Origin of the sequence: Spirosoma foliorum (assembly GCF_014117325.1) — a bacterium.
GTDB lineage: Bacteria > Bacteroidota > Bacteroidia > Cytophagales > Spirosomataceae > Spirosoma > Spirosoma foliorum.
Window position 1 is genome coordinate 7236375 of sequence record NZ_CP059732.1, and the last position, 22779, is coordinate 7259153.

17 protein-coding genes are annotated in these 22779 nt (G+C 46.4%); 3 read left to right on the forward strand and 14 right to left on the reverse strand.

The features are described 5' to 3' along the window. Positions 1-175 precede the first annotated feature (175 nt). The 9 genes from H3H32_RS30430 to fusA form a co-directional block, all read right to left on the reverse strand. Positions 176-2062: an aldolase/citrate lyase/malate synthase family protein gene (locus H3H32_RS30430; RefSeq protein ID WP_182459508.1), complete on the reverse strand. Its 1887-nt coding sequence runs from the start codon at positions 2060-2062 to the stop codon at positions 176-178. A gap of 47 nt (positions 2063-2109) precedes the next feature. After that, positions 2110-3894: a glycoside hydrolase family 9 protein gene (locus H3H32_RS30435; protein ID WP_182459509.1), complete on the reverse strand. Its 1785-nt coding sequence runs from the start codon at positions 3892-3894 to the stop codon at positions 2110-2112. Between the two features lie 14 nt (positions 3895-3908). After that, complete coding sequence (locus H3H32_RS30440; RefSeq protein ID WP_182459510.1) at positions 3909-5150, reverse strand: aspartate kinase; 1242 nt, start codon at positions 5148-5150, stop codon at positions 3909-3911. 88 nt (positions 5151-5238) lie between these two features. Beyond that, entirely contained in the window at positions 5239-7173 is a 1935-nt protein-coding gene (dxs, locus tag H3H32_RS30445) for a 1-deoxy-D-xylulose-5-phosphate synthase (RefSeq protein ID WP_182459511.1), read from the reverse strand. Positions 7174-7407: 234 nt separating this feature from the next. After that, positions 7408-8331, reverse strand: a complete 924-nt coding sequence (locus H3H32_RS30450; RefSeq protein ID WP_182459512.1) for a rhomboid family intramembrane serine protease — start codon at positions 8329-8331, stop codon at positions 7408-7410. Positions 8332-8333: 2 nt separating this feature from the next. After that, positions 8334-9113 (reverse strand): rhomboid family intramembrane serine protease, encoded by a 780-nt coding sequence (locus H3H32_RS30455; protein WP_182459513.1) that lies wholly within the window; start codon positions 9111-9113, stop codon positions 8334-8336. 37 nt (positions 9114-9150) lie between these two features. Beyond that, the gene (mutL, locus tag H3H32_RS30460) at positions 9151-11202 is read right to left on the reverse strand and encodes a DNA mismatch repair endonuclease MutL (protein ID WP_182459514.1); all 2052 of its coding nucleotides are present in this window, start codon (positions 11200-11202) and stop codon (positions 9151-9153) included. A gap of 258 nt (positions 11203-11460) precedes the next feature. Continuing rightward, the gene (rpsJ, locus tag H3H32_RS30465) at positions 11461-11766 is read right to left on the reverse strand and encodes a 30S ribosomal protein S10 (protein WP_012930032.1); all 306 of its coding nucleotides are present in this window, start codon (positions 11764-11766) and stop codon (positions 11461-11463) included. Between the two features lie 109 nt (positions 11767-11875). Then, complete coding sequence (fusA, locus tag H3H32_RS30470; RefSeq protein WP_182459515.1) at positions 11876-13993, reverse strand: elongation factor G; 2118 nt, start codon at positions 13991-13993, stop codon at positions 11876-11878. A gap of 214 nt (positions 13994-14207) precedes the next feature. On the opposite strand from fusA, the gene H3H32_RS30475 reads away from it, so the two are divergent. Next, entirely contained in the window at positions 14208-15983 is a 1776-nt protein-coding gene (locus tag H3H32_RS30475; RefSeq protein ID WP_182459516.1) for an ABC transporter ATP-binding protein, read from the forward strand. Positions 15984-16072: 89 nt separating this feature from the next. Here the strand turns inward: H3H32_RS30475 and H3H32_RS30480 are convergent, their stop codons facing one another. Then, on the reverse strand, positions 16073-16762 hold the full coding sequence (locus tag H3H32_RS30480; RefSeq protein WP_182464532.1) for a LexA family transcriptional regulator: 690 nt from the start codon (positions 16760-16762) through the stop codon (positions 16073-16075). Between the two features lie 143 nt (positions 16763-16905). Between H3H32_RS30480 and H3H32_RS30485 the strand changes: the two genes are divergently transcribed. Further along, complete coding sequence (locus tag H3H32_RS30485) at positions 16906-18171, forward strand: DNA polymerase Y family protein (RefSeq protein ID WP_182459517.1); 1266 nt, start codon at positions 16906-16908, stop codon at positions 18169-18171. Between the two features lie 37 nt (positions 18172-18208). Here H3H32_RS30485 and H3H32_RS30490 read toward each other — a convergent pair whose 3' ends face one another. Then, the gene (locus tag H3H32_RS30490; RefSeq protein ID WP_182459518.1) at positions 18209-19069 is read right to left on the reverse strand and encodes a pirin family protein; all 861 of its coding nucleotides are present in this window, start codon (positions 19067-19069) and stop codon (positions 18209-18211) included. A gap of 54 nt (positions 19070-19123) precedes the next feature. After that, complete coding sequence (locus tag H3H32_RS30495) at positions 19124-19939, reverse strand: Fpg/Nei family DNA glycosylase (protein WP_182459519.1); 816 nt, start codon at positions 19937-19939, stop codon at positions 19124-19126. A gap of 379 nt (positions 19940-20318) precedes the next feature. On the opposite strand from H3H32_RS30495, the gene H3H32_RS30500 reads away from it, so the two are divergent. Then, the gene (locus H3H32_RS30500; protein WP_182459520.1) at positions 20319-21266 is read left to right on the forward strand and encodes a DUF8428 domain-containing protein; all 948 of its coding nucleotides are present in this window, start codon (positions 20319-20321) and stop codon (positions 21264-21266) included. Positions 21267-21347: 81 nt separating this feature from the next. On the opposite strand, the gene H3H32_RS30505 is transcribed toward H3H32_RS30500, so the two are convergent. Both H3H32_RS30505 and H3H32_RS30510 read right to left on the reverse strand, forming a co-directional pair. Then, the gene (locus tag H3H32_RS30505; RefSeq protein ID WP_182459521.1) at positions 21348-21785 is read right to left on the reverse strand and encodes a hypothetical protein; all 438 of its coding nucleotides are present in this window, start codon (positions 21783-21785) and stop codon (positions 21348-21350) included. Then, on the reverse strand, positions 21785-22654 hold the full coding sequence (locus H3H32_RS30510) for a transglutaminase domain-containing protein (protein ID WP_182459522.1): 870 nt from the start codon (positions 22652-22654) through the stop codon (positions 21785-21787). Before H3H32_RS30510 ends, H3H32_RS30505 begins: the two co-directional genes overlap by 1 nt. Positions 22655-22779: the final 125 nt, after the last annotated feature.

Sequence of the window (22779 nt, forward strand, 5' to 3'; positions counted from 1 at the left end):
ATAGGGCAAACAGGCTTACTATTCCCTTTGTAGAGCATAGAGAATAATAGCCCGTTTGTCATTTCGACCGTAGGGAGAAATCTCAACTTTAACTAATGAGAAAGTTGAGATTTCTCCCTACAGTCGAAATGACAAACGTAAGCTTAGATTTTTCCATTGAAGGATGTGCGTAACTTCAACATATGAAATCGAGGTTTTCTGTGATGCGAGTACCCTGGTTGATTAGCGTATCCATGTATAAACGGATTCGCTGCTTCGCTATAGCCAGATCGGTATTGTTGAGGTTGATGTTCAGTAAATCAATAAACCAAGGGGGCTTAACCTCACTTACCATATACACATCGGCAATTTCACGAGCTATGGGTAGCGTGGTGGTTTTCGATGCGTCGTAGACATCCTTGTTGGCGGCTTTCAGTAGTTTGTCATATTCCTGATCTAATAATTTTTGATACAACGCTTCCGAAAATACAGCTCCGGCTTTTGTGCCCGTCTCTAGGTCATCCTCCGTAAGAATAGCCCCCTTATGCATCCACTCCCAGAGAATACTCAACCGGATTTCCCCCGTGGCCATATCCTCCATCAGATACAGAATATCATCGTTGCCGAAGAAATCGGCGGGTTTCAGGGCTGCTGCCTGCATCCCCTGACCAAAGGCATTACCATATTGTAGAGCAACACTCAACAGATTCCGCGCACCCCGAATGTCGGTAGGAGCGGGTTCGATGAGAATTAGCCCATCGGCATCCTGCTGGGTATACGTAAGTCGTGGAAATTCGCGGCCTAACTGATTGGCAGCACCAATTTTTTCCCAAACAGGTCGCACAATTTGGACCATTTTCCAGTGGGCAACCCATTTACCACTGGCACCTTCGCGCTGTTCGCGTTCGGCACCGGCCACGGCTTTTTTCATGCTGGCCGAAACGCCTTCTTCGGAACCAACAGGTATGTTAGGTTCCATACCGCCCTGCCAAAGCGCGAAATTACCGTTTTTGTCGGGCGTATTGACGGCCCGTCGGACGCGGTCTTCATAATTACGCATGTAGCCATAGGTCATGGTAATGGCTTCAATATTCGGGTTGATAAAGGTTTTATCCCACGCCATCGCGTCCGATACGCTATTGATATAATCCCAGCGACCCGTGTTGAAACCCACAAAATGCTTACCGAGAACGGCCCGAATTTCCATTAATTGATGGGTAGCTTCGAGCTGCTCAACAAGTACATAGACCTTTATCGCACCAATTTCGAGGCCAACATGATTTTCCAGAGCGCTCAATAGCTCATTCCAAACGCCAGCTTCTTCGGCGGTCTGGATTTTCGGTAGATATAATACGATAGATGACCCCGCTTCCTGTAGCGCCTTATAATTATTGACGACATAAAGTGTGGCATCGACAATAGAAGCGGCTATTGCCACGCCATTTGCATCGCGAATATGCCGATCATCGAGGTGAAGGCCGCGCGCCCGAAATATCTTGGTGGTAAAATCAAGCTGGGTTTTCCAGTCGGCAATTGTTTCTCGCCCTAAAAAGGATTTTGCCCATCGATTCATTTCCGAAGCTACCTGTTCAGCCACTTTTAGAAACAGCGGGTCTTTGTGAATGGCCAGTTTCAGGTTTCGCTGATTATCAAGCGACATGGTGGTGATTTGTCCGAGGGCATCTTCACCATCGAACATCCAGCCATCGGCACCCGAAAGTAGGGCATAAGCCACATTCCGGATACTATTTTCGACCGGGGCATTCGGCTTGGCCGCTGGGCCTGTTCCCTGAATCCACTGCCGTTGTAAATCAGCAGGGATAACAGCTCCGTCAAAATTTCCGTTGCGAGCATCCTGAACGGTGATAGCCGTTCCGGGAATCGTACTCGCTGCATCAAGAAAATTGATTCTTGTCTGACTTTGCTGACGCGTTGCTCTTCGTTGCATGCGCGTAGCCATAACGTCTTTAATGCGGGTATTAAAGTGGGCTAGGGCAGACAATGCCGTAAGGGCTTCGGTAGTATATACATCCTTGTAGATGTCCTGTAAATTATCCCGAATGCTAATGGCTTGGTCGTTCATACGTCTCAATCTACAGTTTAATTAAGGGTTCGGTTAAAACCATCAACTCATTTTTGAAGCGCGCTGTAATTCGCTTTCTTTTGTAAGGCTTCTACAGCTGTTGCCAGATAAACCAGCGGAGCATTCCAGTTGATGGCAATTTCGTTGGAGGCATAGGAGCAGGCATCGTCGAGATAAACCTCGTCGGCAACGGTTGTTGTGTAGCCAGTACATTTATCCTGACGGGCTGCATTGGCATTTGTTCCACCCGATAATAAGCCCGGAACAGGGGCTTCGATACCGTCTGCTACCGAAGGCCGATGGTGTGGGTGTTGAGGTGTTTTGCTGCCAAAACCGGTTACGAACGAATAACCAGTAGCGTTACGGCCTAACAAATAATCGAGATTGCTCAAAGCGGCATCAAGATACGTTCGGTCGTTTGTTAACCGATACGCCTGGATCAAGGCAATACCCTGATTGGCGGCAACGGCACTGCTTCCCCAGATATAATCACTAGCGGACTTACCCATCACCGTTTGAAAAGCCTGTTTATCCACGCCTTCTCGAAGTTGATTGGCAAACTGAATCAGGCGATTGGTCAGTTGCGGCAAATCCTTTTGACCAATGGGAGTCAAGTTTTTAGCTAACCGAGCAAATGAATAATAGGCTAATGTACGGACCTGTGGCCATGAGGGGAGTGGCGTTTTCTCGTCAGGGAATAAGTTGACGGCGGTATAATACGTATCGTCTTTCGTGGTCAGATAAAGTTCCATTGCGGCCCAAATCCATTCGTCGCTGGCATCCCGATCTTCGTAACCGCCCGTTACAACATCCGGGTCGAATTGTCCGTTCATGGCATTCTGATCGTAGCGGGCATTGGGATTCTGCTTCGCCCATTGCCAGGCACGAACGGCGGCTGTTAGGCAGGAATCGGCCAAACCAGGAAGCTCTCGATCGTAAGGCCGAAGCACCCGACTTGCCTGCGCCATCACAGCGGCAAAGTCTAGTGTCGCAGTGCTGCTTTTCTGAACAACGTAGCGATCTTTATCGGCCTTATCGGGCATGATCATTCCATCGAAACGCGCATTGGTCAGCTTATGATAAACACCCCCATCGGTTGGGTCCTGCATAGTTAACATCCAGCGAAGGTTCCATAACGATTCGTCCAATAAGTCGGGCAGGTTGTTTTTACTTTCAGGAATATTGATTTTTATCGTACGGCAGAAGTCAGGAAAGTCTTCATAAAGAGACAGCAACGTCCCCATCGTAATACCTGAGTTAACAATGTACTTGTTATAGTCGCCTGCATCGTACCAGCCACCTGGCGATGAAATAGTTGTTCCGGCCGGACGCGTAGCTGATGCCGCCGATGGATGAATTAGTACATGCGTATCGGAGTGCCCAGCGGGTCGGTGCCATTGGCCGGCGTAGGGTTCGGGTAAGGAAATGGAAGCTCGTTGGTAATAAAACCCTTTCAACGCCCCAATGGCCAGCGTACGATGTACGTTCGGCCGAATTGCAAATGGGTAGGATTGGCCTAAACCGGGGATGGCAAGAACGAATGTTCCGGTTGTGTGAAAAGCCGAAAAGTCAGCCGTTCGGGTAGTTTTACCCGAAATAGTGTTTTGCCGGGATTGGCTAAGCATGCCTGAAAAAAGGACTTTCTTCCCGTCGGGTGTAGTTACCTGAAACGGGCCGCTAACATCCCCTAACACAACAGCCACTTTTGGGGCATTCGGGTAAAAACCGAGTTGATTCAGGCGAATCGATTCGGAAAGAGATTGGGCGTTAGAGACAATAGCCAGTAGATTAGCCAACAACAAACTGTAAACAACCCCTTTCCCGACGCTCATAACTAATTAGTTGATTATCCTAAATCCTTAACGACCAGTTGTACTGTGTAGCGACTTTTTTGCTCTAACAATAGCCGTTTGTTTACAAGCACCCGATCAATGGTTCCCTGATCGTAATACCGAATTGTAATCAGCTCCAGATTATCGTTATAACTAACCCGAAAATCCTGCCTCAATTGCTCCAGTAAAGTCGGTACCCGATCTTGGTTGTTATCGACAACGACCGAAAAACTGATCGCCGTGTTTTGCATGAGGTTGATTTTCACGCCAGCCTGAGCAAAACGACCAAAAATGCGGCTTAAATTATCTTCGGCAATAAACGAAAAATCGTTTGGACGCAGCGAAATTAAAACCTGATTGACCTTAAAAATAAAGGATGGTGTTGACAGGTGTTGCTCAAAATTACCGATAATGGTGCCGGGGGCTTCTGGTTTTAAAAACGACCTAACATAAAGCGGTATGTTCTTGTTTTGCAGCGGTTTGATCGTTTTCGGATGAATGACCGTAGCGCCATAATACGCTAACTCAATCGCATCCTGATACGTCAGTTTATCCAGCAAAATCGTTTCATCAAACCACCTTGGGTCGGCGTTTAGTACACCGGCTACATCTTTCCAGATAGTGACGCTCTCGGTGTTAAGGCAATAAGCAAAAATGGCAGCGGAATAATCGGACCCATCACGACCGAGGGTCGTTGTCCGATTCGTTGGGGTTTGGCCAATAAAGCCCTGAGTTATTTTGACTCCGCTACCGGCCACACTTTGTTTGATCCGTTTGCCGGTTTCCGCCCAGTCAACGCGCCCTTCCCGAAAGGTTATGTCGGTGCAGATCAGCTGTCGGGCGTCGAGCCATTGAGCAGCAATATTGTTTTTTTGTAAATAAGCGGCAACAATTTGAGTAGAGAGTATCTCGCCCAGAGACACAATCTGGTCGTATACTTCGTCGTAGAGGGCAATGGCTGGGGGCAATAAAAGCGATTCCAGTTGTACGAACGTTTCCTGAATTGGGGTCAACTCACCAAGGAGTTCGTGGCTGATTTGGGAGTGGAACTCTTTTATTGTTTTCAGAGCTGCCGTCATATTTTCGGGCTGACGATTCACATAAGCACGAACAAGGTCTTCGAGTGCGTTGGTCGTTTTGCCCATTGCTGATACAACTACGAGTGCATCCTGCCCCTGTGTTCTGACGATTTCGGCCAGGTTACGTACACCGGCGGCATCTTTTACGGAAGCACCACCAAATTTGAAAACTTTCATAGACTGGAAAAAAAATAGACAGGATTGCGGAATTAACCAGAATGGGCTTCATTCTGTTAATCCCGCAATCCTGTCGAAAAAGAAACTCTTATACCGTTATGGCTCGGCCTGTAAACAACAATTCACGAACCGCATCGGCAATGCCCTGAGGATCAAAGCCGCACTCGCGATGCAGCTCGATTTGCTCACCGTGTTCAATAACCGCGTCGGGAATCCCCAACCGCTTTACACGGGCCATATAGCCATGATTGGCCATAAATTCGAGTACTGCACTGCCAAAACCACCCATAACACAACCGTCTTCAACGGTCAAAACACGGTCGAATCGGCTAAAAATCTGATGCAATAATGCTTCATCCAGTGGCTTTACATAACGCATATCGAAATGTGCAGGCCGGATACCTTCTTTCGCCAGCATTTCGGTGGCCTGAACGGCATAATTACCAATGTGGCCGATGGTCAGAATGGCAACCTCTTCGCCGTCGCTGATTAGTCGCCCTTTACCGACCGTCTGTTTTTCGAATGGGGTGCGCCAGTTAGGCATTACGCCCTCGCCACGTGGGTATCGAATCGTAAAGGCTTGTTTGCCTTTCTGTATTTCATCGGATTGCGCTGTGAACATCATGTTCCGCAACTCCTGCTCGTTCATAGGGGAGGCCACAATCATGTTCGGAATACAGCGCATAAAGGCTAAATCGTAGGCGCCGTGATGAGTTGGCCCATCAGCTCCAGCGAATCCGGCCCGGTCGAGGCAAAAAATAACGGGTAACTCCTGAATACAAACATCATGGATAACCTGATCATAAGCCCGCTGCATAAACGTCGAGTAAATGTTGCAGAACACAACCTCGCCCTGCGTAGCCATCCCTGCCGAGAAAGTTACGGCATGTTGCTCAGCAATACCCACATCGAAAGCCCGCTTTGGCATGGCTTTCATCATAATATTCATCGATGAGCCAGACGGCATGGCTGGTGTTACGCCCACAATGCGGGAATTTTGTTCGGCCAACTCGACAAGTGTATTTCCAAAAACCTCCTGATATTTTGGTGGTTGTGGGGTATCGTATACTTTCTTCTGAATAACTCCCGTCACCTTATCAAACAAACCGGGCGCATGCCATTTCGTCTGATCTTTTTCGGCCGGGCCATAACCTTTACCTTTTACCGTCAGGACGTGCAACAGCTTTGGACCCGGAATATTTTTGAGGTCGGCTAAAACGCTCACCAGGTGGTCGATATCGTGGCCATCTATTGGACCAAAATACCGTAGGTGAAGCGATTCGAACAAATTACTCTGTTCTAGCAACGAACTCTTGATGCCCGACTGAACCTGCGAAACTAACTCCTGCGCTGTTTTGCCCAGCTTGTCCATCTTCCCGAGCAGATTCCAGACCTCATCTTTTACCTTATTGTAGGTTTGCGATGTTGTAATATCAGTCAGGTATTCACGCAGAGCGCCTACATTGGGGTCAATGCTCATGCAATTGTCATTCAACACAATGAGCAGATTGCTGTCCGTGGCACCCGCGTGGTTCATGCCTTCGAAGGCTTCACCCGCCGTAAGGGCTCCATCACCAATAACGGCAATATGATTACGCTGGAAGTTTCCCTGTAATTGGGAGGCTACGGCCATACCCAATGCCGCAGAAATCGACGTAGACGAATGACCTACACCGAATGAATCGTAAGGACTTTCTTTCCGTTTTGGGAAACCAGATAAGCCCTTATAGAAGCGATTCGTGTGAAACTGCTCCCGCCGACCCGTCAGAATTTTGTGGCCATAAGCCTGATGGCCTACATCCCAAATAAGCTGATCATCGGGCGTATTAAAAACGTAGTGAAGGGCAACGGTCAATTCAACTACGCCCAAACTGGCTCCAAAATGGCCGCCATAAACCGAAACATCGTCAATAATAAACTGGCGAAGCTCATCGGCTACTTGGGGTAAGCGGGATTTATCGAGTTTACGAAGATCGTCGGGAGTATTAATTGTGGCCAAAAGACTGCCAGGGGTAATCAGCATGATGGTAGCAGATAAACGTCTGTCTTACAACAACACACACCCAGAATAGATTGTTCTGGATCGGTTTGCCCATTGTATTGAAACAACGAAGCTACTATATTTTTTACGAACTATAAAAAATCTAAGCCCCTGTGCCTCTGTATATATACGTTGGCGCCAAAGGCTTAGATTTTAAAAAGAACTGTAAACGAGTAAACAGACCCAATAATGACCGATTATTGATAGGCCTGGCTATTAATTTCGTTGGCTGGCCCGGAAAAGTTTTTGTTTTTCTTCCCGCGTTAAACTTTCGTAACCTGATCGTGAAATTTTATCTAAAATCATATCGACTTCATCCTGATCAGGCGTTGATATTGGCGACGAAGTACCTGCTGATGAAGCATAAGCGTTGGCTTGTGTACTAGCATTGCTTCGCTGACGATAGGATACCTTAACAGCTGGTTTAGGTTTCAGTAAATTACTCCAGCCGTCGGCAATCCAATAAATTGGACGGCCAAGGTCTGTTCCATTCTGAAGCAATTTAACGTAGAAAAAGCCCATTAGTGCTCCCCCCAAGTGAGCCAGATTCCCGCCTGCATTAGCTCCCGCCGATTGGGCAACTGAAAGCACAATGAAAAAGAAAACAATGTATTTAATCCGAACTGGGCCGAAAAAGAGGAGGTGAAACGTATAATTTGGCAAAAGTGTGGCAGCGCCAACAGCAACTGAAAAAGCTGCCGCAGATGCCCCTAACATACGAGCCCCTTCTGCATAGTGCTGAAAGTAGGGGACCAGATTATACATGCCCAGGTAAAGTAAGCCACCTGCCAGACCGCCCATAATGTAGAGACCGATCAATCGACGATTGCCTAAATATTCATCAATTAACCGACCAAACCAGTACAGGAACAACATGTTGTAGAGAATGTGGAAAATCTCATCATGTGTGAAGAAGTATGTGACTAGCGTCCAGGGTTTATGCGCAAAAGCCGTAATAGTGCCGGGCAGCATCAACTGCGACCTAATGAAATCATACACATAGTCTCTCTCGCCTAATGTCAACCCAACTTTGGTCAACAGAAGTACCAGAAACACAACTGTATTAATGAGAATCAATTGCACCAACGTATTGTTGGGCTTATTGAATTCGCTCCGAAAATCCTCGAATAAGCCGCTCATCACTAGTAAAACGTTTTTCGTTGGGAACCCCAGTATTTTATAAGAATAAATGCAAACAACATTCCACCTATGTGGGCAAAGTGAGCCACATTATCTGACTGCGCCCGGTAAATGCCTGAATAAAGTTCATAGCCCCCGTACATGATAACGAGGTACTTTGCTTTAATCGGTATAGGTAGAAACAATAAAAATAACTCAGTGTTCGGAAACAATAGTCCAAATCCCATTATTACCCCAAAAACAGCACCAGATGCACCAACCATCGGTTCATCAACCTGGTTGGTGAAGATTTTATTGGCGATAGCAATACTATCCTGAATGGTTTTGCTATCGTTTGGGAATTTCTTAAACTGCTCAATAAACGGTACTAATCGGTCGTAATACGAACCAGCGTGCTGGTCGATAAAGGCTGAAAAACTCTCAAAACTAGGATTTGCCCGATAAGCCTGAATGGCTTCATATACGTCGTGCATTTCAAAATAGTTTACCGCTGAGAATAATAATGCGGAGCCAAACCCGCAAAAAAAGTAAAAAAACGTAAATCGGCGCGGCCCCCAAAACTGCTCCAGCATTGGTCCAAAGACAATCAATCCAATCATATTACTGAGAATGTGGTTAAATCCACCATGTAAAAACATGTGCGTCAGTAATTGAATAGGGTTAAATTGATCAGAAAGGAACGAATGAAGCCCAAATTGGTCAATAATGGCGTCATTCGTAACCAGAAAAACCAGTACGTTTATTAGTAATAGTACGCGAACTACCGGAGTAAAGTTAAACATCTTAATATCAACTAATTTAGGCTGATAAATACAAATATCAGCGTAAAAGGCCTGCAATTTTATCTAACGTAAGGACAACCGTCACAGGTTCGCCCGTAGGTGTATAACTTGGATTCGTTGACGCGAATAACTGATTGACTAAAGCCCGACACTCAGTAGGACTTAGGCGAGCTACATGGTGCATAGACGACCGTCGCGCCAGCGAGCGGGCCATCGATTCAATTTTATCCAGTTTCAACCGACCCGTATCGGCACGAAGTTGGGCGAGCAGATTGGCAAAAAGCTCTTCTTCGTTTTCGCCCATTGTCAGGGTTGGAACACCCCGAATAACAAATGTGTTCGCGCCCAGTTCATCGAATTCAAAGCCAAGATGGGCCAGGTCTTCCCGCAAATCGAGCGCTAACTGAAAGTCAACGGGTGCCAGCGTTATTGTTTTGGGAAACAACAGTTGCTGTGAAGCGCCATTCTGCTTGGTTAATGCGGTATGAAATTGGTCATACAGAATCCGTTCATAAGCCCGGCGCTGATCAATGAGCATCACACCTGATTTGATTGGGGCCAAAAGGTAACGATTCTGAATCTGAACAATAGTTTCATCTTCGGCCAACGTAGGAATGACGTGTTCCGATGATTCTAAACTTACCGGCAACTGATTGGCCCGGCTTCCCATCGTAATCGGGCCTTTTTCCGAATTGGATTCTTCAGCAGCAGTTGTTGGCCGGGTTACCCCCAACCAATCTCCGTTTGCGTTACCAGGGTCAGAAGAAGGTCGTGGATTATCTGTTCCAGCAACTCCTTCGTATAAAGTCTGCCAGTTATTGACCGATGGTCGGGCCGCGTCCGGTTTCTTCGGAAGGTCGAAACTACTACCAGCCGCTTTGTCTAAAGCATCTGTGCGGAGTGTGGTTCGCTCGTTTACAGGTTGGCTGATCGACGATGCCCATGTGGGTGTAATGGGACGGGCCGAACCTCCACCCTGGCCATTTGCTCTGGATGAAGGCTGAAACATAGCACTGGCGCTGGTTGCCGATTTTGATGCATCAGGCCGAACTCCAGATAAAAAATTAACGTCAGAATCGAAATCAAGCGAAGGCGATAAATTATAAACGCCCACGGCCTTGCGAACAGCAGCCATCATAATGGCATAAACCGATCGCTCATCATCGAATTTGATCTCCGTTTTTGTAGGGTGAATATTGATATCAATATGGGATGGATCGATGTCAATAAACAACACATAGAAGGGATGACTTCCTTCGGGAAGAGTTCCTTCGTAAGCACCTATAACTGCATGATGCAGGTAATTATGTTTGATGAAGCGGTTATTGACAAAGAAAAACTGTTCATTCCGAGCTTTCTTGGCCGATTCTGGCTTGCCTATATAGCCGTGTACAGTTACGTAAGGTGTTTGTTCTTCGCAAAAGTTTAATTGTTCACGATAACTTTTGCCGAACATATCCACAATTCGGCGACTGAGCTTTCCTGCTGGCAGGTTGTAGATTTCCTGATCATTATGAAACAGCGAAAAGGCTACATCTGGATTGGCCAGGGCCACCCGTTGAAACTCGTCAATAATATGGCGCATCTCCACCGAATTTGATTTCAGGAAGTTGCGTCGGGCAGGTACATTGAAAAATAAGTTTTTAATGAGCAGGTTGGTGCCGGGCAGGCAGGAGATCGCTTCCTGTGCTTTAATGTCTGAGCCTTCAATTCGGATTAATGTCCCTAGCTCATCACTCGCCCGGCGCGTCCGCATCTCGATTTGGGCTACAGCTGCAATAGAGGCAAGTGCTTCGCCCCGGAAACCCATTGTACGAATGCGAAATAAATCGTCGGAAGAGCGAATTTTAGAGGTTGCATGTCGCTCAAAACTCATGCGCGCATCGGTCTCAGTCATTCCAACGCCATCGTCTACGATCTGGATCAGATTACGACCTGCTTCCCGAATGATTACCTGAACCGATTTGGCTTTGGCATCAACCGAGTTTTCGAGCAACTCTTTTACTACCGAAGCGGGCCGCTGCACAACCTCGCCAGCGGCAATTTGGTTGGCTATCGAGTCGGGCAGTAGCTGAATGACGTTTAACATAACGGATAAAATCTCACAGGGCGGCTGTTCGCTGTGTCATACAATATACAAAAATAACAGGCAGATTGGTCTTATAATTCAGATAAACTAGGGAAGAGTTTAAAGTTTCAGCCGGGCCGCCGACGCGGTTTCATGTTCCATGTTATGGGTCAGCAACGTTAAACATTGAACATGAAACCTGGAACATGAAAAAATGCCGCAAGCCCGAAACCTGTAGGTTCGCACTTGCGGCACGGTAAGCCTTAAGAAAAGAAGTCGTTAGACTTTGATTTCTACATCAACACCGCTCGGTAATTCGAGTTTCATCAACGCATCAACCGTTTTAGCACTGCTGCTATAAATGTCTACCAACCGCTTGTATGTACAAAGTTGGAACTGTTCCCGTGCCTTCTTATTAACGTGGGGCGACCGCAGAACGGTGTAGATTTCTTTGTTAGTTGGCAGAGGGATAGGACCGCTAACGATAGCACCCGTTGATTTAACCGCTTTCACGATTTTCTCTGCCGACTTGTCAACCAGCATGTGGTCGAACGACTTCAGCTTAATGCGAATTTTTTGGCTCATTGTGTTTTTGGTTCATTAAGTGAGATGCTGCCGAAAGAACCATTTACTCCGACAGCACAAAAAATGGGCAGTGAGTCAATGTGACTCACTGCCCAATATTTAAAAAGGCTTACGCTCTCACGGTACCTTTTTCTTTCGCTACAACTGCGTCCGAAATGTTTTGCGGTACTACTTCGTAGTGCGCGAATGTCAGGTTGGCAGTAGCCCGGCCCGACGACATCGTACGGAGGTCAGTAACGTAACCGAACAGTTCCGAAAGGGGAACATCAGCTTTGATCACTTGCGATCCAGCTTTTGTATCCATGCCCTTCATCACACCACGGCGACGGTTTAAGTCACCTGTGATTGGACCGGTGTATTCTTCTGGTGTCAGAACTTCAACCGCCATGATTGGTTCGAGCAATTTCGGACCAGCCTGACGTGCAGCTTCACGGAAGCCTAAGCGAGCAGCCATTTCGAAAGACAGCGAATCGGAGTCAACGTCGTGGTACGAACCGTGGAACAACCGAACTTTCATGCTTTCGAGTGGGAAGCCAGCCAGTGGACCGTTTTTCAGCGATTCGTCGAAACCTTTTTGTACAGCAGGGATGAATTCGCGAGGAATAACACCACCCACAATACCATTTACGAACTGTAAGCCAACTTTCGTGCTACCATCTTCTTCCAGGTCACGTGGCCCTAGTTCGAAAACGATATCAGCAAACTTACCGCGACCACCCGATTGCTTTTTGTAAACTTCGCGGTGTTCAACGCTTTTCGTCAGCTTCTCTTTATAAGCCACCTGTGGTGCACCCTGGTTTACTTCTACCTTAAATTCACGACGCATACGGTCGATGATGATTTCAAGGTGAAGCTCACCCATACCACGGATAATGGTTTGGCCGGTTTCTTCGTTCGATTCAACTTTTAAGGTTGGATCTTCTTCAATCAGTTTACCGATAGCTTTCGAGAAGTTATCCTGATCGGCCGTTTTCTTAGGCTCGATAGCATACCCGATAACTGGGTCTGGGAACACCATCGATTCCAGAACGATTGGGTTCTTTTCATCAGACAGCGTATCGCCAGTCTTGATGTCTTTGAAACCAACTACAGCACCGATATCACCAGCTTCCAGACGCTCAATCTGGTTTTGTTTGTTAGCGTGCATCTGGAAAATCCGCGAGATCCGCTCCTTGTTACCCGAACGGTTGTTCAGGATATAAGAACCAGACTCAAGAACACCCGAATACGAACGAACGAAACACAAACGACCTACGTAAGGATCTGTTGCAATTTTGAACGCCAGCGCTGAGAACGGCTCTGTTGAAGAAGGCTTACGAGAAATCTCTTCACCTGTGTTCGGGTTGGTTCCTTTGATGCTTTCCTTGTCCAAAGGCGATGGCAACAGAGCCATCACATAATCGAGCATGGTTTGAACACCTTTGTTTTTGAAGGACGAACCGCAAAGCATTGGAACGATTTTCATCGCGATGGTTGCTTTACGCAAAGCCGCCAGAATTTCGTCTTCCGAGATCGACTCTGGATCTTCGAAATACTTCTCCATCAGCGAATCGTCAAATTCGGCAACTGCTTCAAGAAGTTTTTCACGCCATTCGGTTGCTTCATCCAGCATATCGGCAGGAATAGGAACCTCCTGGAACGTCATGCCTTTGTCGTCTTCATTCCACTGGATTCCCCGGAAGTTCACAAGGTCAACAACACCTTTGAAGGAATCTTCTTCACCGATTGGCAACTGAAGAGGAACGGCATAGCTACCCAACATTTCCTTCACCTGCTTACACACGTTCAGGAAGTCGGCGCCAGAACGGTCCATCTTGTTAACGAAGCCTAATCGAGCTACGTTATAGTTGTTTGCCAGACGCCAGTTGGTTTCTGATTGAGGCTCAACGCCATCAACAGCACTAAACAGGAATACCAGTCCATCAAGTACACGCAACGAGCGGTTTACTTCAACCGTGAAGTCAACGTGGCCAGGTGTATCAATGATGTTGATATGGTATTTATTTTCACGGTAGGTCCAGTCAACAGTTGTAGCAGCCGACGTGATGGTGATACCACGTTCCTGCTCCTGTTCCATCCAGTCCATGGTAGCGGCACCATCGTGTACCTCACCAATTTTGTGGCTTACCCCGGCGTAATAGAGAATGCGTTCGGTTGTGGTCGTCTTACCCGCATCAATGTGGGCAGCGATACCGATGTTTCTCGTGAAATTTAAATCGCGAGCCATTAGCTTGTTATACTGAAAGTTATGTTTTTCTAAACTCGAAAGGTAAGGGTCGCTACAAATAATAGATGACCCCTTTGCAAATCAGGACGCAAAATTACTGAAAGTCAACCAGAAAACCAACGGTTTGGCTAATAATATCATAGAAACTATTCTCCTTTTTTGTCCATTTTACAGGTTGGCTGCGTTTCAGAAAATGAGCCTTTAACTTGGAATCATGCAAAACCCATACATAGCCTTACTTCGAATCGCCTGGATCTATGCCCGGCAGGAAAAGCGGCAATACTTACTCGTTTATTTCATGTTTATTATGGCCAATGTGGTTGCGGCTGTACGCCCGTTGCTATTTGGCTGGTTTATTGGGAAGCTTCAGCAACAGAATACAAATATATTACAAGCCGTCTGGCTGTATGTTGGGGGGTACTTTGGTCTGGAGGTGCTGGAATGGGCTTTTCATGGTCCGGCACGGGTTATGGAGCGTCGGCTGGCCTTCAACTTGAGTCGTAATTTTCTGGACGAACTGTTTCATCAGACTTTACATCTACCCGTCGGCTGGCATAAAGACCACCATAGCGGGGCAACCATTAACCGGATTCGTAAAGCCTACGATGCGCTCAAAACATTTTTCCAGGATGGCTTTATTTACATTCAAGCCCTATCAAAGTTTGTTTTCTCGTTCGGAGCCATGCTGTATTTCTCGCCAGCTTTTGGACTGGTCGGGGTGGCTTTGGGGGCATTGACAATTTATGTTATTCTTCGTTTCGACAGACCGTTTATTAAAGCACTTGACGAAACCAACGAACGGGAACACGTCGTTTCATCTACCTTGTTCGATAGCCTGTCGAATATTATTACCGTTATTACCCTGCGTCTGGAAGCGCGAATTCAGCAGGCATTAGCAGATAAAGTATCGCTTGTTTTTGTGCCCTTTATGCGGCTGGTGAAGATTAACGAATGGAAATGGTTTGTTGCTTCACTGTTAGTTGGACTCATTTACATTGTTTTGGCTATGGGCTATGTTTATCAGCATTATGTACCCGGACAGGTGTTTCTGATTGGCGGTTTGGTGACTCTGCTAGGTTATGTCAATCAGTTTACGAGTGTGTTTCATGATGTGGCCTGGCAGTATACCCAAATTGTTCAATTTAACACAGACGTACAAACCGCTCGGAGTATTAATGAAGCCTATGCTCGTCATGAACGGCCTGAATATGAAACACTGCCAGAACGTTGGCAAACCATCGACATTGATGGGCTCAATTTTTCGCATGGCCGAACCAGTGGAGCAGCTCATAAAGTGCCTAATTTAGTTGATCTGAAAATTCAGTTAGGCAAAGGAAAGCGGGTTGCGTTTATTGGCGAAAGTGGCTCTGGTAAAAGTACGTTACTAACCTTGCTTCGGGGATTATATTTACCTGAGCCGGGTTTGTCGGTACAGGTCGATGGGCAGCCAATTCCTGATTTGAACGCTGTTGCCAACACGGTAACGCTGTTTCCGCAGGAGCCAGAAATTTTCGAAAACACCATTGCCTATAATATTACGCTCGGTTTACCTTTTGGCGATGACGAAGTCAATGAAGTGTGCCGGGTTGCCCACTTTACGGAAGTGGTGAAGCAACTGCCAAACGGTCTTGAAACGAATATTCAGGAGAAAGGTGTGAATCTGTCGGGCGGACAACGGCAACGATTGGCGCTAGCTCGTGGTGTATTAGCTGCCCGATCGAGCGAAATTGTGCTGCTGGATGAGCCAACAAGTAGCGTAGACCCCAAAACAGAGTTGGCGATCTATCGGGGACTTCTGCGGGAGTTTGCCGATAAAGCCATTGTGTCAACGCTGCACCGGCTTCATCTGCTGCCCTTGTTCGATTACATTTATATTATGCAGGACGGAAAAATCATTGATGAAGGAAGCTTTTCTGACCTACACCAGCATAGTGCTGTTTTTCAGGAAATGTGGGCCCACCAGAAAGAGGTCATGCAAACGGAAGGGTAAAAAATTAAGTCAGGGTTAGTCAAAAGTGGTCAAGTATTGTTTGGCAATACTTGACCACTTTTGACTAACCCTGACAATATCTGACTAGTTTATTCTACTGGAGCTTCAACAATCGCTACAATTTTCCAAAGCCCGCGAATATCGCTGAGCGGCACGGTTACATTGCCACCATTAGGATTATCGGAGTGGAGGGTAAGGTATTTGCGGGTCAATAACTCATTGTCGCGGATACGCTTAACAACAAAATAATCCCGATACATGACCGCATACACACCGCCTGACTGGTATTCCCAGTTATTCTCGTTGATGGGAACGGCTAAAACTTTGGCCCCATGAATAAGCTGTGGCGTCATACTACTTCCCGAAATCTCCAGCACAACCGGATTTTTATGCCCTTTTAGCAATGGTTTCCGGACACGGAATGACTCCGTATCGGTCATATTGATGGTATCCGAGTAACTCTCAACAAAGGTGGCGTAGAATTTTACGGGCACAAACGGTACTTCAATCGTATCATCATTGGTGATCGTCAACTGAGCATTGCCTTCGGGCGGGTTAAGCACAGGCATAATGCCACGAATCAGGAAATCTGCACTGATTTGCGGATAGCAGGCCAGCAAACTCATAATCGTGTCGTACGATGGTTTAGCCCGGCCATTTAAAATATTATAAAATTTCGATGGGTTTTCACCTAACTCCTTGGCTATCTGGTAAATAGTAATCCCCAGTGCATCGAAAACCTGCTTTAGTCGGTCCTGAATAGTCACAATAGTGTCAATATTATTTAACAAATTTCTGTCATTATCAGATAGATAGTTGACATATATAATACAAGTAAAATATATTGCGGTTGTATTACAGCAAACATACTAAAAATACAGACGAATGACTAGGGGGAAAGCCACATTCTTAGCCAAAATAGATGAATCGGAACCGTATTAGTACACAAACTAGTCCAACTGTGCTATTTATTGACATGAATAGTTTTTTCGCTTCCTGCGAACAGCAGGATAATTACTGGTTGCGTGGGCGGCCTGTTGGTGTGTGCGTGTATACGGGGCGACACGGATGCGTCATTGCGCCTTCAATAGAAGCTAAGTTGCAGGGTGTAAAAACGGGTATGCGTCTGGATCAGGCTATTCTGCTCTGCCCGGAGCTGGTTCCGGTTGAAACCCACCCAAGGCGTTATCGGGAATATCATGTTAAGATCGTCGAGGTACTTCGGACTTTTTCCGACGATGTTGTACCAAAGAGCATCGATGAGGCTGTGGTAGATTTAACAAATTACCAATTGGTTTATAAAGACATGCGGCAGGTGGCTCTGTCTATCAAACAGGCTATTAATAAAAAAGTGGGCGATTGGTTGCGTTGTTCAATTGGTATTGCTCCCAATGTGTTTCTGGCCAAGCTCGCTTCTGATGTGCAGAAGCCTGATGGTTTAACCGTTATCACACCCGAAACAATTGATGATGTTCTACGTTCGTTAACGCTAACCGATTTGCCCGGAATTGGTCATCGAATGGCTGCTCGTCTGGCGACAGGAGGAGTGCATACCCCGTTAGATTTGCGCTATGCCTCACCCAACCATTTGCAAGCTATTTGCAAAAGTATTGTTGGCTGGCACTGGCATTTGCGGCTGAATTTTGGGGGAGAAGTTGATTTGTCGACCAATGACGAACTGAAAAGCATGTCGGCCATGCGGACGATCTCAACCGAGCAACGGCAAACGACCGAGCGTTTGGAGGAATTGCTACAGTCGCTGTGTTTAACCCTCGAACGGCGAATGGTGAACAAAGGGCTCTTCTGCCAGGATATGTCGTTTTCCTGCCGATACCACACCGGTAAAACCTATAACTTTGAGGTGCATTTTTCGGAACCTAAGCAGGATGGCCCAGAACTTTATCAGATAATCAGGGAGCGACTAGCGAAATTTCAGGCAGCTCATAATTGTGAACCCGTTTTGAATGAACATCTGCGGAGTATGTCTTTAGTGGTATTTCGGTTTATTCCTGCCGAAGTGGTGCCACTAAATTTGTTCACGACGGATACTCGCAAAAATACGCTTCGGAAAACGCTCTATGACCTCAAAACGAAATTCGGTGCCGATAAACTGATTCGGGCAACGGAGCTTCGGGATAATCCCATTTATCGGGATGTAATCGGTTTCGGGAATATCAAGGATCTGTAAACGTTTGGGCCAAGCCAGAGCTTGGCCCAAACAACAATTAATTCAATACGCCCATTCGCCCATTCTGAAAGTCTTCAAATGCTTCCAGAATCTCTTCGCGAGTATTCATGACAAACGGGCCGTAAACCGCCAATGGCTCATGGATAGGCTCACCAGCCAGAATAAGTAATTTGGCGTCGGTACTGGTCGACAGTGTGATTGTATCCCCATCGGCATTCATGAGGGCAATTTGACCACGATCAATCGTTTCGCCAAACAGATTGGCTGAGCCACTCAGCACATAGACCATCAACGAATACTCCTTCGGAATCGTTAACGTCTCTGACTGGCCGTTTTTCAGTGTTAAATCCGCCACGACAATCGGGCTAAACGTATCTGCCGGACCTTTCAGGCCCGCCAACTCGCCTGCAATAACCCGAAGTTTACCGCCATTGGGTAACACTGCCGTTTGGATTTTTGATGCCGCAATATCCTGGTATTTGGGCGGACTTTTTTTGTCTTTGGCAGGTAGATTGACCCATAACTGTACGAAATCCAGCTGGCCACCCTGACGCGAAAACTCCTTTTCATGTTTTTCTTCGTGGATAATGCCCGATGCTGCCGTCATCCATTGCACATCGCCCGCAAAGAGTTTTCCGTAATTCCCGGCAGAATCGCGATGTTCCAAAGCACCCTCATAAACAATTGTTACCGTCTCAAAGCCTCGATGCGGATGTTGATCAACACCTTTAGGCCGATTGGAAGGTTTCACTTGCATTGGCCCATGATGATCCAGCAGCAAAAACGGATTATACGGGCGTGATCCTTGTGGGTGAAAAGCATTTAAGCCGATAAAACCATCTCCAACACTGTTGGGAGTAGCGGTATTTATAGTGGAAATTGTTCGTTGCGTTGCCATATTAAATGTATCTACATTTAATACACTAACAGGCTGTTGCTTTGGCAAGTTCATTTAAACGACCTGTTCTTTGGGACAAAAGAAAGTTGTTCGACCACCCACTTCCGAGCGTTCGATACGAGTGCCACAACGAGGACAAAATTTATGGGCTTCAACATCATCATAGGGCGAATCGTCCCACTCGCGTACATGAATTAAAAAGCTGCTCGGAAAATCCCGATACGTAGCTTCGTAGCGGATAGCCGTTTCCAATACAAGCCGAATAGCCTTGTGCAACTGACCGAACTGCGACTCTGTAAGTGTATTGGCTCGTTGTTCGGGATGAATGTAGGCTTGAAACAATACTTCATCGACGATCCAGTTTCCCAACCCGGCCACAACTTGCTGATCAAGCAGAACTGGCTTTATAAAAGCCTTTTTAGGCAGAATTTTCGCGGTTAACTCGTCTAAGGAAATCGAAAGCCCATCTTCCCCGATTTTCTTTCGTTTCAGAAATGCGTCAATATCGTCGATCAAGCCTACTCGCTCGAATTTCCGGGGACACAGGAAACCAAGGTTAAAGCCATTCGTAAACTCGAATACGATTCGGGCAAACCTGGGCCGATCAATTGACGAATGGTAATATTCCAGATCGCCGGTCATACCAAAGTGCATATGGACGATCACATCGGGAGCGTCGGTCAGGATAAAAAGATTCTTTCCAACCCGGTGTGTCCCTACAAACTGACGTCCGGTTAAGGCAGCTACCAGGGTATTATAGTCGGTTGTAAGTAGTTTTCTATCCTCCACTTCAATGTGAGCAATAGGCTGATGAAGCGATGAGGTTTCGAGATATTGACGTCTGATTTCGACCTCCGGAAGTTCTGGCATTGCAAAAGGGTTTACCTAGTAACCAGCTGAGGTTCGGGTTGTTATAAGGAGTAAATCTAGAGCACAGAATTACATAGCTCATAGATGGCTAAATTTAATATTTATCCTACGGTCTATCTTGCTGATAATCATCGGCTATTTTTGCTGCTTCTGGTAAGTGTAAAAAAAACCTTTTTCGAGTACAACCTGTTGTTGGCTACAATACTGGCTTGCTAAATGGCGTTCCGTTAGTATTGTTTGAAGGGTAAATTCTATTTTCTGTAGTCGATTTTATTTTTTCATTCAACATCCTTGTTAGATGTAACAACCTCTACACAACCGCGAAAGCGGCTTTTTTTACAAGTCTGTGCATGTTTAATCGTTAAACTGAAAATTTGAAATGGAAAATAATTCGCAAAAGCCAAAAACAAATGGCGCTCTTCTGGCTGCTCTGATTATTATGACAGGTTTAGCCGGAGTATCAAGTTATCTGTATTTCGATCAGAAAAAGGTTTCTGAAAATCAGGAAGTCACTATATCAGAACGTGTCGAAGAACTATCAACCACTCGGGTTAAACTCGATTCGATCTCGACAGCGTTAGATGCTAAAATTGCCGAAGTACAGAAGTTAGGTGGTGACGTTTCGGAGTTAGAAAAAATGAAAGTGCAATTGGAAGAAGATAAAGCGACCCTGAAAAAAGGGAATCGTATCTCCATTGCAAAGTATGAATCTAAAATCAAGCAGTACGAAGCGTTCCTGGTTGAAAAAGATACACTGATTGCTAACCTACAGCGCGAAAACGTAACGCTGGCATCGAATGTGAAAACATTGGATGAAGAAAACACTGGCTTGAAAGTGAAAGGACAGCAGTTCCGGGATTCGGTAACTACCGTTGTAGCGGAAGTGCAATCGCAGAATCAGGATCTAACCACTAAAGTTACCCGTGCAGCAGCGCTGAAAGCGCAGAACGTAAAAGTATTTGCGGTTAATGCTAAAGGAAAAGTAAAAGAAGATGATTCGTACAAAGCGAAACGGTTAGACAAGATCAAACTGGTTTACACGTTGCAGGATAATCCGCTGACCAAAGAAGAACCGAAAGATGTATTTGTGCGCGTACTCGACCCATCGGGGGCAGTTGTGTCGGACATGGCTAACGGTTCAGGTACGTTTACGGTAGATGGAAATGAAACCATTTATACTACCAAACAAACGGTGAACTACACAAGCAACGGTCAAAATGTTGAACTGCTTTATTCGCGTGGATTGCCTTATAAACCAGGCAAATACACGGTTGAACTGTACTCGGAAGGCTTCCGGATCGGTTCAGGTGAATTTGCAGTTCGATAGGCGTTTCGAAACCAAGCCCATAAAAAATGGCGGCTCCCAACGGGGTCGCCATTTTTTATGGGCTTTAAAATCAGTGAATTTCTATTTGACGCCAGAAAAGTTTAGCCGGGTTTTCGAATCAGTCTGGACGTTAATGCGCAACAGTTTCCCCTGCTTTTCCATGCCATCGTTTGTGAAGACTCGATCGGTCTGTAGTGTACCAATGCTTGAATCAGCTACCAGCAATTGAATTAAATCGGCCTGGCGGCTCAATCGCACATGCTGAATGGCCTGACTAGTTGGAGTTAAATATTTTGTATTATACACTAACGTTACACTACTATCCGATTCGGCTTTCAGTTCTGTATAAGGCATCTGCTCTGTCGGAACCGCTACGCGAGATGGGTCAAGGTAGACGTTTGTCCGATAGGTGCCCGCTACTTCTGTTGCCAGTGTTGCAGATGCGGGCTGAATATCTGTCTCGCGCTGACAAGCGGTCATGGTTCCGACAAACGCACAGAAAAGCAGTTGCTTTTTCATTATTGGTTACTGTTTTGGTTCATGGACTCGGCTGAGTTAGAAATCGTTGGAAACTCCTCCATCTTTTTCTCACTTTCGTCCGCGTCATTCTGCGCTGTATCGACCCATACTTTCATGTCGTTCAACTGCATTGGTCCAAATTGGGTGGTAAAAGCTACATCGGCTGCATCGCGGCCATAGGCAACTGTAATGCGATTACCACGAGGTTGCGCCTGTGTGGCATCAAATGTAAACCAGCGACCATCTACGTAGGCTTCAAACCACGCATGTAGATCCATCGGATCGAGTTGGTATAAATAACCAACGACCATACGGGCCGGAATATTTAATGCCCGGCAAAGGGAAATACCAAGATGGGTAAAATCACGGCAAACTCCAATCCGACTATTGGCCGTATCAACAGCTGATGTGCTGGCATTGCTAGTGCCGTATTGATAGGTGATGTTCTCGTGAATCCACTTGCGTATGGCTTCGGCCTGGTCATAACCGGCTTCAGCATCTTTCGTGATGTCGCTGGCCAAATTGCCTAGTTGATCCGACTGGCAATAGCGACTGGGTAAGGTATAATGCAGAACATCATCCGGGAGGTCTTCAACAGGCGTATAAGGGGCACCGGGGGCCACATCAATCAAATCAGCAGTTTGAACCGTGGCCGAAAAGTGAATCGAAAACGGGCCTTCCGGAGCGACTACCCGCTGGCATAAATTGCCGTACATATCGGTAAATTCGGTCACGTTAACCGTGGGCGTAATCTGGTATTCTTCCCGAATAATCCATTGCCCCGCACCTGAACGCGGACGAAGCATTAACACTAAAGGAGTTGGCGTTTGGGCATGAAATGAAAGTTCACAGCCAGCGTTGAGTTGCATAGTATGATCTAAATGAAGAGTGTTTAGAGGGGCAAACCAGTGATAGCGCAGCTTGCCTTACCAGATAACTGAAAGTTGATACCCGATGTTGGTGTTTTGCTGACAAAAATCGCCGACATATAGCT